The organism is Luteimonas sp. gir, from assembly GCF_037198055.1.
In the GTDB taxonomy this organism is placed as follows: Bacteria; Pseudomonadota; Gammaproteobacteria; order Xanthomonadales; family Xanthomonadaceae; genus Luteimonas; species Luteimonas citri_A.
In genome coordinates this window covers 56,125-69,981 of the sequence record NZ_JBBAXQ010000017.1, presented here as the reverse complement: position 1 = coordinate 69,981, position 13,857 = coordinate 56,125, and the positions used below count along the sequence as shown (strand labels likewise).

Below are 13,857 nucleotides of genomic sequence, written 5' to 3'. Positions count from 1 at the left end.
CCTCACCCCTTGCGCCCTGGAAATCAGGCCTCAAGGGTAACGGTGGCCGTCAAAGGCTCCCCCGCTAATCTGCGATGAACCAAAAAAAATGGGGTCAATAGAAACGGGGTCAGCGTGCAATTTCCAGGGATCGCGCTGCATGTCGATCCCGCATCCGAAATTGCACTCTGACCCCGGTTTTGCGGGTTACTGGATGTCTTCGTTGAGCATCAGCTGGCGCGCGAAGCGGACCGGGGGTGCGCCCTGGGCGAGCATATCGTCGTGGTACTGCTTGAGGTTGAACGCCTCGCCGCGGGCGGCCTCGGCCGCCTTGCGGGCGTCGAAGTGCTCCTGCGCGCCGACGAAGTAGGTCGCCAGCTGGGTCGACGACAGCTGCGCGCGCGTCCACTTGCCCTCGGCCTCGCTCTGCTGCTGGAACGTCTGGCGCACCATCAGGTCCAGCGCCTGCTCCTTGGTCCAGTTGTCGACGTGGATGCCCTGGTCGAGGATCGCGTTGGCGACCGCGCGCGCGTAGAACTTGAGTTGCATCAGCCGGAACAGCGGGTCGCTGTCGGCGTAGCCGGCGTCGGCCATCATCCGCTCGGTGTACACCGCCCAGCCTTCGGCGAACGGCCCGGAGCGGAACACAGCGCGCAGCGTCGAGGGGTGATTCACCGAATGCGCGCCTTCCAAGTAGTGGCCGGGCATGGCTTCGTGGATCGTCAGCACATGCAGCATGTGCTTGTTGTACTCGCGCAGGAACGAATCGACCTGGGCGTCATTCCAGTCTTCGGGAATCGGCGAGATCGCGTAGTAGGTATCCAGGCCCTTGTCGAGCGGGCCGGGCGAATCGCAGTACGCCGCCGCGACGCCGCGCTGGAACTCCGGCATCAGGATGATCTTGACCGGGTCGTTGGGCACGGTGACCAGGTCGTGCTTGCGGACGAACTCGGTGGCCACGTCCAGCGTGTGACGGGCGTACTCGACCACTTCTTCGCGGCCGGGGCGATCGGCATAGGCGACTTCCATCGCCGCCTCGATCGCCGCCTGGCGCTGGTCCTCGGTCGGCTGGGCCGGCGTCTCGGGCGCACCGTCGCGGCCTTCGAGCACCGTCTGCGCGACCGTGTACATCTCGTCGCGGATGCGGGCCAGCTCGGCTTCGGCACGCTGACGGATGTCCTGGCGCGAGAGCGAGGAGTTGAGCGCGAACTTGAGCTTCTGGTCGTACTTTTCTGCGCCGATGCGGAACTCGCCCTTGGCATTGGGCACCAGCGTGCCGTCGAGCCAGGTCTGGTGTTCCTCGACCGCAGCGCGCAGCGTCTCGACCGCCGCGTCCAGGCGCGCGCGGTCCTGTCCCTGCAACTGGTCGGCGTTGGGCGTGATGAACGTCTCGATCAGCGCCAAGACACCCTTGTTCTGCGCCGCGACCGTACGCGCATGGGTCGGCGGCACCCGCGCCGGATCCAGGTTCTCGCGCGCCTGGGCGAGGATCGCCGGGATCTTCTCCATGCGCTGCGTCGCCGACTTCAGGCGCTCGGGCATCGGCGCGAACTCGCGTGCCATCAGCCCGTAGATCGCACCGCCGGCCAGCCCGCTGTAGGTCTGCGGATCCCAGGCCCAGCTCTGCATGACCTCGGTGTCCCAGATGCCGTACTCGAGCTGGTTGCGCAGGATCAGCGCGTCCACACGGTTCTCGCGCGAAAGCTTGTCGAAGTCGATCGCGCCAAGCTCGGCCAGGTAGCGGCGATTGAAGTCCAGGCCCGCTTGCCGGCCCGCTGCTGACAGGTCGTCGACCTCGGCATCGAAGCGGTGGTCGCCGATCTGCGTGGCCGACACCGGCGACAGCGCCATCACCTCGTCGAGGTAGCGCTTCGACAGTTCGGCAAATGCCGCGTCGGCGGGCGAGGGCGCCGACGCGGCTGCGCCGTCCTGCGCGTTGGCGGGGGCGCTCGGCGCCTCCCGGTTGCAGCCGGCAAGGGCGGCGGTGAGCACGGCAACGGCGAGCAGAGAACGACGCATGCGACAACTTCCAGGCGTGGGGACAGCCGGCAAGCATAGAGGCGCCGCCTCCGCGCTGCATGTGCCGATCGTGTCGATACGCCGCCCGCCGTCGCCCCGGGGCGGGATGCTCTCCATCTCCAAGTCACGCGATGTGGCTTGGGCTACTGCGCGGGGCACCCCAATACAGACAGGTCGATACCGTCGGCCATGCGTTGATAGCCCGCATCATTGGGGTGAAGGTGATCGCGCGTGAGAGTGTCGGGCAGGTACTCGGGGCGATGCGGGTCGCGCAGGATGGCGTCGAAATCGATCAGCCCATCAAAGCCGCTGTAACCGCTGCGCATCCAGGTATTGAGCGTGGTCCGCGTCGCCGCTGCGACCGGCTCGTAGCGATCCGAACCGCCGAACGGCGTGATGGTCGCGGCGATCGCGCGGATCCCGTTGACATGCAGGCGTTCGGCAATCTGGCGATAGCCCAGCACCATGTCGTCGGCATTGCGGCCGGCCACCGGCGGCGTGCCGCCGTCGTGGCGGATGTCGTTGATGCCTTCGAACACGATCACGCGATCCAGGTTTGGCAGCGCGATCACGTCGCGGTCCAAGCGCGCCAAGGCGCTGTGACTGCGGCCGTGGTCCATGATCTTGTTGCCGCTGATGCCGGCATTGACCAGCACCACCTGGTCCGGGCATGCCTGCTGCAGACGACGGGCCAGCAGCGCCGGCCAGTCGCCGTTGCTGCCGCGCGTGGCGGTGGCGCCTTCGGTGATCGAATCGCCAAGTGCGACCACCACGACCGGCTTGCTGCTGCGCTCGGCAAGGACCGCCGAGACCACGTTCTGGCGGTAGGCCAGTGGCACGTTATCGCCGACATCGGCCTGGCGGCCCTCGGCAACGCGCAGCGCGGTGCGGCGCACAGCCGGTGCTGTCGCATCGGGGAAGTACACGGTCAGCGAGACATCGCCCAGCGCCGGCACCACCATCGGCACCGGATCGCTGAGCATGGCCGCGCCGGTCGGCACCACCACCTCGCTGCGACCGTCGAAGGTCACCGGGTTTGCCGGACTGGCGGTGCCGGTGAGACGAACGGACGCACCGCCGATCCTCAGGGGCGCCTCCCCCAGCTCATTGCTGATGCGGAAACGCAGCGCCGTGGCCGAACTGGCCAGGCGCATGTCCTGGCGGACGGTCTGGTTGGCGAATTGTAGTGGCGCCTCCGCCGTGCCTTCCCGGCGGTCCGGTGCCGGCGAGGCGGTCCATGCCGGCACCCAGACCTGGGCATGGACGGGCAGCGCTGCGGCGCCGATGGCAAGTGCGATCGAGAACCCAGTGATCCAGCGACGCATAGCAGCCCTCCCGGGCGGTCAGGAGAAGTAGGTGCCGCCGTTGACGTCGAGGTTGGCACCAGTGATGAAGCCGGCCGCGTCCGACGCCAGATAGAGCGCGGCATCGGCGGCTTCCTCCGGGCGTCCCTGACGCCGCAGCGGGGTATTCCCGGCAACGGCGGTGCGCACTTCGGGCTTGGTGAACTCGTCATGGAAGCGGGTGGCGATCATGCCGCAGCACAGTGCGTTGACGCGGATGCCGCGTGGACCCAGTTCCTTGGCCATCGCGCGGGAGAACGTCATCACCGCCGCCTTCGCGGTGGCGTAGATTGCCGCGCCCGGGCCACCACCATCGCGGCCAGCTTGCGAGGCGAAGTTCACGATCGCGCCGCCTTCGGCCATGTGCGGCACCACCGCATGGGTGGTCAGGTAGACCGAGCTCATATTGAGATCCATCACTTTGTGGAAGAACGCCTCGTCGATCTCGGCCAGCGGCCGGCGCTGGACCATGCCGCCGGCCACGTTGATCAGCACGTCGATGCGCTCGCCGAACGCGGCCTGGGTGGCGGCGACCATGCCGGCCACCGCGTGGGCATCGGTGACGTCGGCGCGATGGGCGATGGCCGTGCCGCCTGCGGCCTGGACCTGCTTGAGCGTGTCCTGCGCGCTGGCCTCGTCATTGGCGTAGTTGATGCAAACCTTCGCGCCGGCTGCAGCCAGCTTGAGCGAGATGGCGCGGCCGATGTCACGGCCGCCACCGGTGACGATCGCCACCTTGTCCTTGAATTGGGTCATTGAAAGCTCCAGTGAAGCATTGGGGGGAATCAGCGGGATTCGACGGGAGCGTCGAGCTTTTCGACGCGGCCGGTGATCAGCCACAGCGCGAGCAGCGAAGCCGGCACCAAGGTCGCCACCAGAATGAAGATCGGGGCATACGAGTCGCGGGTCATCGCCGGCACCAGCCAGGTGGTGATCAGCGTGCCGGCGACCGCGGCCATGCCGCCCAGGCCCGCCACCGAGCCGACCGACTTGCCGTGGAAGATGTCGCCGGGGAGGGTCTGGATGTTGCCGATGGCGATCTGAAAACCGAACAGCACGAAGGCGATCGTCAGCACGGCCCAGACCGGATCGGTCGCCACCACTGCGCCGATCAGGGCCGGGACCATGATCGCGCCGCCCAGGGTGATCGCCCATTTACGTGCGCGGTCCACACTCCAGCCCGCGGCGATCAGGCGCCCGGACAACCAGCCGCCGCCAAGGCTGCCGATCATCGCGCCGACATAGGGCACCCAGGCGAAGATGCCGATCTGTTTGATGTCGAAACCGAAGGTGTCGGCCAGATAGATCGGCAGCCAGGACACGAACAGCCACCAGATCGGATCGAGAAAGAAGCGCGAGGCGAGGATGCCCCAGGTCTGCCGGTGCCCGAGCAGCTGGCGCACGGTCGGCAGGTACTCCGGCCTGGGAGCGCCCGGTGCTTCGGCAGGCGCGTCGAGGATCAACGCGCGCTCGGCCGCGCTCACCCACGGGTGCCTGTCGGGACCTGCGCGGTAGATGATCAGCCACGGCAGCAGCCAGACGAAGCCGATCGCACCGATCAGCAGGAACGTGCCGCGCCAGCCCAGCCACAGGAACAGCACCGCGATCAGTGGGGCGGAGACGATGGCGCCGATCGAGGCGCCGGCATTGAACACGCCCTGCGCGAGCGCGCGCTCACGTGCGGGAAACCACTCGGCGTTGGCCTTGACCGCGCCCGGCCATGCGCCGGCCTCGCTGATGCCGAGCATGGCGCGCACGATGCCGAAAGACAGGATGGAGTGGGTGACCGCGTGCAGGGCGATGGAGATCGACCACACCACGATCGACAGCGCGAAGCCCAGTCGTGTGCCGATGATGTCGAACACGCGCCCGAACACGAACTGGCCGGCGGCGTAGAACAGCATGAAGATCGTCACCAGCAGCGCATAGTCCTCCTTGGTTGCGCCAACATCCTGCGAGATCTGCGGCCACATCACCGCCAGAGCGTTGCGGTCGATGTAATTGATCACCGTCGCGACCGCGATCAGGGCGACGATCAGCCAGCGCACGTAGGAACGGGTGTTGTTGGTCACCTTCATTTCGCGTCCTCGCCGATGGGCGTGTCGAAGCGTTTCCAGCCGCCCTGCCAATGCCATTGCTGACCGTCGCCGCTGACTTCGTGCGGGGTGCCCACTGCCGGGTCGTCGGCCACGCCCAGCGCGACGGTCTTGCCGCCGTCGAGATGCAGCACCAGCACGTCGGCGTCAGCGCCGCGGTGGTGAGTGATGCGGTCGATGCGGCTGTTGGCGCCGCGCACGGTCTCGGCCGTGCCGTCGTAGCAGCCGTGTGGTTCGAGCACGCCGAAGAACGTCGTGCTGGTCTGGCCATCCACGCGTTGCAGCAGCATCGGCTCGCGGCGCAGGTTGAACGAGGGATCGTTCGCGCCGCTCTCGCCAATCATCGCGCGCGAGGGTGCAGTGCTGGCGAACCGGTAGGTATAGAAGCGTCCGTCCAGCAGCCAGGTCAGGCTGCGCGCGTCGGTGCTCGGTTCGCTGCTGGCATCGATCCAGACGTGCTGATAGCCATTGGCCTTGCCCAGGACCGGGCGGGTGGTCACCGCCGACCGGGTCTGGAAGCCCACGTCCATGATGTGCCCATTGAAATGCAGGGGCAGGTCGTAGCGCGCCGGGGCATCGCCCTCCACGCGCAACAGGTCCAGCACCACCGGCTCGCCAAGTGCCGGGTGGGACAGCAGCGCCTGGGTGCGGGTGAAGCGCACGCCTGGGTAGGCCGCGTCCATGCGTGCCGAGGCGATCTGCGTGTCGTCGGTGATGTCGAACAGCAGCGGCGTCGGCGCCAGCGCCTGGCCCGTTCTCCAGTCGCCGCCGAAATGACTCTGCTCGTTCACTACCAATGTGTTGTGCGCGATCGTCTGCCGCGCCCAGCTGCTGTTCTCGGGCAGATAGATGCCGCCTGCCTTGGCCTCGATGTTGAGGAAGCGCGCTGCGCCGTAGTCGGTGACCACGCGCTGGCCGTTGTCGTAGAACAGCCAGTTGAGCTTGTCGAAATGGCCGTGACCCATGCCCTGCTTGGTGTTCTTCATCACCAGCGTCTGGCCGTTCTCACCGCCCATGCGCAGGATCGCCAGGCCGCCTTCGGTGCCGTCGGGCCCGTCGCGAAGCAGCTGCGGCCGATAGTCGAAGGCCCTGGCTTTGCCTTCCTCCAGCGCACGGGCGACCTGGAGCCCTTCAGGCGACAGCAGGACGCGCCCCTGTCTTTCGGCGATCGAAAGCAAGTGCGCATCACCGGTCCGTGCGTAGGCGATGCCGATGCCGGCGACCAGCTCTTCGGTGTCCAGCCCTTTGTCGAGAATGGCGTCATTGATCGGGAAGAAGTAGCCGCCGTAGCTGCTTTGCACCAGCGCGTCGACGGCCTTGAGCAGGACACCGTCGCGGTATCGGAAGATGCCGCGCTGCGGATCGTTGCGCTCGATCGCATTGGCGAACAGGATGAAGGGCGCCAGTGCGTAGCGCTGGTAATAGGGGCCTTCCTCGTAGTAGCCGTCGGGCGAGAACAACTGGTCCACCTGCTTGAGGAAGCCGGCCTCGCCATCGCGCCGGCTCCCCATCAGGGCCTTCTCGACGTAGCTGTGGTCGCGCAGCACATAGCCGGTCATGCCGGTCGCGGCGACCGCCCAGGTCGCGTGGTTGTGGATCTTGTCGAAATTTTCCGGTGTGCCGGACAGGAAGTCCGCCATCGGCCGGAATACGTTGTCATCGATGGTGCTGCGATCGGCCGCGCTCAGGCTGTCGCGGATCGCGTCGTAGCCCTGCGCCGCACTGACCAGCCACACCGAATCATTGAGGGTCTGCCAGAACAGCCGGCCGGGGATCTGCCCGCGACCTTGCGGATGCGGCCCCAGGCCTGGATACAGCCTGGCGTAGGCGAGCAGCAGATCGCGCGCGAAGCTCGCGTAGGCAGGGTCGCCGGTCAGCCTGTACAGCGCACCGGCGGCCTGGATGGCCTGGTAATTGCGCTTGTGCTGTTCATGGGTGTAGCCGCCGCCCTTGTCCTGTGGCACCGGCACGTCGATGCCCGCGTCCATCATTGCCCGCACGCGCCGTTCGGCGCGCGATTGCTCCCGGGCGAACATGGGAAAGCGCGCGCCCTCGTGGCGCATCTGTGTCCACTGTGCGGCGGTCACCAGCACGGGGGCCGTCGCGTCGGAAGTGACCTGTTGCGTGGTCGTGGCGCCGGCCTGTGCGTCGGGCAGGCCGGCGGCGCTGAATGGAACCGTCAGCAGCAGGATCAGCAGCGGGGAGCGTGTCATGGCAGAGTCTCGGCAGGGGTGTCGGACTGCATCGCCGCTGTGGCGTCGTGCACGTTGCGGCGAATCTGCAGGCGAGGCTTGCCGACGCTGTGGCTGAAGCGCACGCGTCCGCTGTGCGCGAATGCGTTGTCGGCCACGATCGCGTGCTGCACGCCGTGCAGGCGCAGGCTGGTGTCATCGGCCACGCCGACCTGCTCGAGCTGGTTGCCCTGGACGCGCAGGGTCGGGCCAAACGTGCTCTCGTCGATGCCGCCGCGATACAGATCCAGCACCGGGCCGCCGATACGCGCAAAGCGCGAGTGCAGGACATCGACCTGCTCGACGTTGTAGGTCCCCCGGTCATCGGTTTCGGCCGCCGCAGCGATCACGCTACCGGTGACGTCCTCGACTGTGACGCGGTTCAACGCGATGTGGGCAGCGAAGCTTCCCTTGCCGGTGGCGACGACATGGAAGGCACTGCCTGCCGTCAGCCCGTGGATATGGCTGTCGTCGATCTGCAGGGTGTAGTCGAATGCCTGGCCGTCCGACGGTACGCGCACCACGGCGTTGCCAGCGGCGTTCGGTGCCAGCGTGCCGTCGATGTCCAGCCGTGACAGCCGGAGTGACCCGCCGGCACGGAGTTCGAACAGGGTCGGGCGTGAGAACTGCACATGCGCATGGCCGCGACTCGGGCCGACGATGGTGAGCGGCTGGTCCAGCGCCAGTACCCGGTTGACGCGGTACAGGCCAGGCTGCAGTTGGAGCCGGTCACCAGGCTCGCTTGCGTCGATGGCGGCCGCCAAGCTGTCCTCGCCCGGCGCGACATCGTGTGCGATACCGCTGTCCAGCGCGGGGGTGGTCAGTGTCTTGGGATACCAGGCCACGCCCACGTCCTCGCGTGCGACGGGCGCCAGGTCACGCGGCGCACCGGCGTCGACGGCCGTCACCGGATACAGCAGGCCGTTGCTCGCGCGCTGCAGCGTCAGCGGCGCGCCGGTGACGCCGCCCGGAAAGCCCCGCGACACCTTCGGGCTCTGCACGTTTGCGCTGAAGGCGATCCCCGACAGATCACCCTGTGTCCGCAGCACTTCGCCGCTGCCATCGTCGATGACAAGATTGCCGGCGATGCGGCTGTTGATCGGCATCGCATCGCGCTCGTCGTCGAGCCCGGCGCCGAGGAACAGCTGGTGCACCTGCACGAAGCTGTTGCGCTCGATCACCGCATTGGCGACCTGTTCGTAACGGTTCAGCGGCGCATCACGAGTGCCCGCCATCAGGCTCAATGCGGCGGCGAAGTTGTCGCCGGCCACGCCTTCGAAGTAGTTGTCACGGACCGTCTGGTCGCGGTTGATCACCCGTACGCCGCCGGTATGCGCCTTGCCGTTACCGATGAATACATTGCGCTCGACCACGTTGCCGTGGCCATGGCGCAGCACCAGCGAGCCGCGCGACTCAAAGAAGACGTTGCCGCGGTATAGATTGCCGCCGGATTTGTTGGAGATGATCTCCACTTCGCCATCGCAGTGTTCGAACCAGTTGTTGTCCACCACTGAGTTGGAGTCGGACTGCGAATCGTGACTGGTGCCGATGCGGATGGTCTCGCCGCCGTTGGATCCCAGATTGGGGCGCGGCCCGAACCAGTTGTGGTCGATGCGGTGGCGGTTGTCCAGGCCACTGGTCGCGTTGCGTACTACGACCAGCGTGGGGCCGACATTCGTTTTGCCCACCAACTGGCTGTGGTCGAAGCGATTGTGTTGGCCATAGATCGCGACCCAATGGTCGGATTGCTGGCGGTCGGGATTGCTGTAGCCATCAATGACGATGCCGGTTACCCGGCTGTGCTCGGCCCATTCGCGAGACGAGCTCCGGAACGACACGACTTCGCCACTGGGCGCCCAGCCGTCGCGGAACACCAGGTTGGACACCTCGAGATACTTGCCGGCAAGCCGCAACTGGGATCGGCCGCTGAGGATGACCTTGCCGGGCGTCTGCGCTGTAAGTGTAATTGGTTGACCACGCTTGCCTTCCCCTCGCAGCAGAAGGTCGACATCACGCCAGATCCCGTCGGCCAGAACCACGGTGTCCCCCGGCTGCAACGATCGTGATGCTTCGACAAAAGCGGCCTGGTCATGGACCAGATGCTCGGCACAGCGTCCGGGCAGCGCCACTGCCGCAAGTACTAGCCAGAAGCCGGACAAAAGGCCTCCCGGGACGGAGCCTCTACACGGAGTTTGAAGATTCAATGGCTTAGGTCCTTGCGGAGAAGCCGCACCCTGGGTTTCGACTGATCCTAACAGCTGACAGCGAAATTTGCAGACCTGTATTGCATACCAAAACCGTGCTTACCGGTCCGAGGTTCTCGCATTTCCATGCTGCATCTGCACATAAATTGGTATGACACATGCGCACAGGATGGTCGTGGAATTTATTAAGACCAGTTCGTTGACATTGGTCTGAAAAGAGTGAAATGTCTGCGTCGAATCCGTGTCGACGATCCATCCTGGGAGGGAGATCCGATGTTGCATGACCGCCATACCGCCTCGTCGAGAGGTCTTCATCGCACCGCGTTGCATCGCGCGTTGTCCTGCGCGCTGTGCGCGAGCGCTGGCTTGTCTGTGGCCCACGCGCAAAACGCCGACGTCCCCACGCCCGCGCCCGCGGCGCAGACCACCACGCTGGACCAAGTCCAGGTGACGGGTATCCGGGCCACCATTCAGACGTCCATCGACAAGAAGCGGGACGAGACTGTGGTCTCCGACGTACTGGCCGCCGACGACATCGGGGATCTGCCGGCGTTGTCGATCGGTGAGGCGATCGAAACCATCACCGGCGCCTCCACGCATCGCGAGAAGGGCGGCGCGTCGGAGATCTCGATCCGTGGTCTTGGCCCGTTCCTCGGCTCATCGACCTTCAATGGCCGCGAGGCCACCAACGGCAGTGGCGACCGCTCGGTGAACTTCAATCAGTTCCCGTCCGAACTGATCAACACCGTGTCGATCTACAAGACCCAACGCGCCGACTTCGTCGAAGGCGGCGTCGCCGGCACGATCAACATGGAGACGGTGAAGCCGCTGGCCTACGGCAAGCGCAACATCCAGCTCGAGGGTCGCGGCACCTGGCAGGCGTACGACGATCGGCTCAAGGACAACAACGGCGTGGGCTGGCGCGGCACCGCCAGTTATATCGACCAGTTCGACATGGGAGGCGCCGGCAAGCTTGGCATTTCGATCGGCCTGCAGGGCCTGGAAGGCAGCAATCCCGAAGAAATGTTCTCCAGCAGTTCGACCTGGGTCGCCTGCGATGGCCGGGAAGTGGTCGGTGCCACCCGCAACTGCACCCAGGTGGACGGCAATGACGTGGCCGGCGGCGTGCCTTATTACCTTGCGCCGGGCAGTCGCATCTACCGGCAGTTTGTCGAGCACGACAAGCGCGATTCGCAGTTCGCCGCGCTGCAGTGGCGTCCCAACGATGCGGTCGAGGTGAACCTCGATTATCAGCACTCCAAACGCGACTACAGCGAAGACCGCTCGGACCTGTCGCTGTCTTCGATGATGCGCAACATCAACAACCGCTTGGTCAGCGACACCGGCGCGCTGCTGCACCATACCGGCAGCACTTCGATCGATTCGACCTCCAACTTCCTGGAGCGGGATGAGGAGTACAGCGGCGGCGGCCTGAACGTGATCTTCCGGCCGGGCCCGGCCTGGATGTTCTCCACCGACCTGTCCTACTCCAATACGCTGCGCAACCAGTACGAGCGCTCGACCCGCCTGCGTGCGGGCCGCACTGATATCCATGGAAATCCCGTGGCCGGGGTCAAGAACAACCGCTACGTCGACTACACCTACGACTCCATCGGCGACGTGCCGAGTATCCATCTCGATCCGGCGTTCGACGTCAACAACTGGGACAACTTCACCGACTCGGCGCTGGTACGCCGCCGCCAGCAGACCCGCGAGCACACCATCCGAGCCGGTCGTTTCGATGTGGCATTCACCCCGGAAAGCGGCTTCTTCACTGCGATCAAAGGGGGGCTGCGTCGATCCGAAGCGACGTATACCGACTTCGACAACACCGTGGAACTGAGCACCACCAACGCCGGGGCAATCCGTGCAGCGAACCTCGCCTGCCGTCAACAGTTCCCGCAGGATGATTTCCTGGACAATGCCAGCGGCAATACCATCGACCGCTGGGCTTCGTTCGACAGCCGCTGCCTGTTCCGCGCCTTCACCGGCGTGGACGACACCGGCCCGAGCGATGATCTGCGTGATCCGGCCAACAACGATGTCACCGAGAAGACCAGCGCGCTGTATGTGATGGGCGAGTACAGCAGCGAGTGGTTCGGGCTGCCGGTGACCGGGAACTTCGGCGTGCGCTGGGTGCGGACCGATGTGCGATCGGTCGGGCTGCGAAGCGATCTGGATGTCATCGACAATCCCGACGGCACCATCACACTGCAACCCACCGGCGACTTCACCTCGCAGGTGCTCAAGTCCGCCGGCCACGAATGGCTGCCCAGCTTCAACGCCGCCTTCGAACTGCGTCCCGACCTGCTGCTGCGCGTGGGCGCCTATCGCGCGATGTCGCGGCCGGATCTGGCCGCCGAAGGCTATGGCCGCAGCTTCAACCTGCAGGACGTGGACACCGAGTTCAATAGCATCAGCGATGCCTTGCGCAGCATCAATGCGACCGGGAACCCGCGTGCCGAGCCGCTGATGTCATGGAACGGCGACGTGTCGCTGGAGTGGTACGCCAATGACGACACCCTGTTGTCGGGGGCGCTGTACTACAAGCAGTTCAATGGCGGATCGATGCCGGTGGTGGTCGACGAAACTTTCATCATCGACGGGCGGACTGTCGTCGTGCCGGTGCAGCAGCTGGCCACGAGTGACCAGACGAGCGATCTGTTCGGGGTCGAGTTCACCGCCTCCCACAGCCTCTCCTACCTGCCGGGCATCTTCTCCGGCCTGGGCGTGAAGGTCAGCTACAACTATGCCGATTCCAACTTCGAGACCGAGGATCTGCGTCTGGGCGCGTCCACCGACCCGATCAGCGGCGTGGTGACGCCGGGCATCGTCGAGCCAGCGAATATTTTCGGTCTATCCAAGCATGTGGCATCGGCCCAGCTGTACTGGGCGCTGGGCGCGCTGGACCTACAGGCGATCTACAAGTACCGCTCCGACTATTACCAGCAGTTCGTGGGCGATCCGGCGCAGAACCGCTATGTGCGGGACACCGGGTCGCTGGATGCCCGGGCGACCTACAAGGTGAACAGAAACCTGTCCCTGTCGCTGTCTGCCAGCAACCTCACTGACGAGCCGCGGGTGTCGGACATGCCCATCCTGGGCAGCTTCCGCGAGTACACCACCTACGGACGGAGGTACTATCTGGGGCTGCGCTACCGCTTCTGAGCATCTCGCCGTGGTGGGCGCAATGACGCGTTCCAGCCCCCTGCAGCCAAGCATTCGATGATGTCCCAATCCCGCCTCTACCAGTCCGTTGCCGCAGAGATCGTCGCGCTGATCGAAAAGGGCGAGTTTCCGCCTGGGGCGCGCTTGCCTGGTGAGCGCGCCCTGGCCGAACGGCTTGGGGTCAGCCGCGTCACCGTTCGGGAGGCTGAAATTGCGTTGGAAGCGCAGGGCTTGATCACTATCAAGACAGGCTCGGGCGTGTATGTGAAAGCGCGATCGACGTCGGCGGCTGGCGCGTTGCCGGACGTCTCGGCATTCGACCTGACCGCCGCGCGCGCGGTCATCGAGTCCGAGGCGGCGGCGATGGCCGCCAGTCGCATCACAAGCGAAGAAATAGCCACCCTGGAGGGCCTGATCGCGGCAATGGTCGATCCGACGGCCAGCGATGACGCCACCGGCGAGGCCGATCGCCAGTTCCACCTGGCGATCGCGCGGATCGCGGGCAATCCGGTGGTGGAGCACTGCATAAAGTTGATCTGGCGCATGCGCAATGAACTGCCCCGGGTGAAGCGCGTCTACGCCAACGTGTGCCATGACGACAATGACGTCCGCAACGACGAACACACCGCGATCCTGGACGCGCTGCGGCAACGCGACCCCGCGGCCGCGCGCACGGCCATGCGCAATCACTTCCAGCGGCTGTTCGAATCGATGCTCGAGGCGACAGAGAGCGAAGCACTGGCTGAAATCCGTCGACGCACCCAGCAGGATCGCGAACGTTTCAAGGCCGCCACCGGACTCTGACCGGGTCGCAGCA

General features: G+C 65.7%; 8 protein-coding genes. 2 read left to right on the top strand and 6 right to left on the bottom strand.

Going from position 1 to position 13,857, the window contains the following annotated elements:
• Positions 1-186 precede the first annotated feature (186 nt).
• From WAF18_RS16795 to WAF18_RS16770, 6 genes are all read right to left on the bottom strand, one after another.
• On the bottom strand, positions 187-1,998 hold the full coding sequence (locus WAF18_RS16795) for a DUF885 domain-containing protein (RefSeq protein ID WP_337246114.1): 1,812 nt from the start codon (positions 1,996-1,998) through the stop codon (positions 187-189).
• A gap of 143 nt (positions 1,999-2,141) precedes the next feature.
• Positions 2,142-3,323: a GDSL-type esterase/lipase family protein gene (locus tag WAF18_RS16790; protein ID WP_337246113.1), complete on the bottom strand. Its 1,182-nt coding sequence runs from the start codon at positions 3,321-3,323 to the stop codon at positions 2,142-2,144.
• 18 nt (positions 3,324-3,341) lie between these two features.
• A complete protein-coding gene (locus WAF18_RS16785) occupies positions 3,342-4,097 on the bottom strand; it encodes a glucose 1-dehydrogenase (protein ID WP_337246112.1) in 756 nt (251 codons plus the stop codon).
• 29 nt (positions 4,098-4,126) lie between these two features.
• Entirely contained in the window at positions 4,127-5,419 is a 1,293-nt protein-coding gene (locus tag WAF18_RS16780; protein WP_337246111.1) for an MFS transporter, read from the bottom strand.
• Positions 5,416-7,650 (bottom strand): oligoalginate lyase, encoded by a 2,235-nt coding sequence (locus WAF18_RS16775; RefSeq protein ID WP_337246110.1) that lies wholly within the window; start codon positions 7,648-7,650, stop codon positions 5,416-5,418. The genes WAF18_RS16780 and WAF18_RS16775 overlap by 4 nt, the downstream gene beginning before the upstream one ends.
• A complete protein-coding gene (locus WAF18_RS16770) occupies positions 7,647-9,797 on the bottom strand; it encodes a polysaccharide lyase 6 family protein (RefSeq protein WP_337246119.1) in 2,151 nt (716 codons plus the stop codon). Before WAF18_RS16770 ends, WAF18_RS16775 begins: the two co-directional genes overlap by 4 nt.
• 447 nt (positions 9,798-10,244) lie before the next feature.
• Between WAF18_RS16770 and WAF18_RS16765 the strand changes: the two genes are divergently transcribed.
• Positions 10,245-13,040 carry a TonB-dependent receptor gene (locus WAF18_RS16765; RefSeq protein ID WP_337246109.1) on the top strand — a complete coding sequence of 932 codons (2,796 nt, stop codon included), beginning with the start codon at positions 10,245-10,247 and terminating at the stop codon, positions 13,038-13,040.
• Positions 13,041-13,100: 60 nt separating this feature from the next.
• Positions 13,101-13,844, top strand: coding sequence for a FadR/GntR family transcriptional regulator (locus WAF18_RS16760; RefSeq protein WP_337246108.1), 744 nt, complete (start codon positions 13,101-13,103; stop codon positions 13,842-13,844).
• Positions 13,845-13,857: the final 13 nt, after the last annotated feature.

What these genes read in the sequence shown, in the direction of transcription:
- WAF18_RS16795 (WP_337246114.1), bottom strand. Translation starts at nt 1,998, where the DNA reads ATGCGTCGTTCTCTGCTCGCCGTTGCCGTGCTCACCGCCGCCCTTGCC.
- WAF18_RS16785 (WP_337246112.1), bottom strand. Translation starts at nt 4,097, where the DNA reads ATGACCCAATTCAAGGACAAGGTGGCGATCGTCACCGGTGGCGGCCGT.
- WAF18_RS16790 (WP_337246113.1), bottom strand. Translation starts at nt 3,323, where the DNA reads ATGCGTCGCTGGATCACTGGGTTCTCGATCGCACTTGCCATCGGCGCC.
- WAF18_RS16775 (WP_337246110.1), bottom strand. Translation starts at nt 7,650, where the DNA reads ATGACACGCTCCCCGCTGCTGATCCTGCTGCTGACGGTTCCATTCAGC.
- WAF18_RS16780 (WP_337246111.1), bottom strand. Translation starts at nt 5,419, where the DNA reads ATGAAGGTGACCAACAACACCCGTTCCTACGTGCGCTGGCTGATCGTC.
- WAF18_RS16760 (WP_337246108.1), top strand. Translation starts at nt 13,101, where the DNA reads ATGTCCCAATCCCGCCTCTACCAGTCCGTTGCCGCAGAGATCGTCGCG.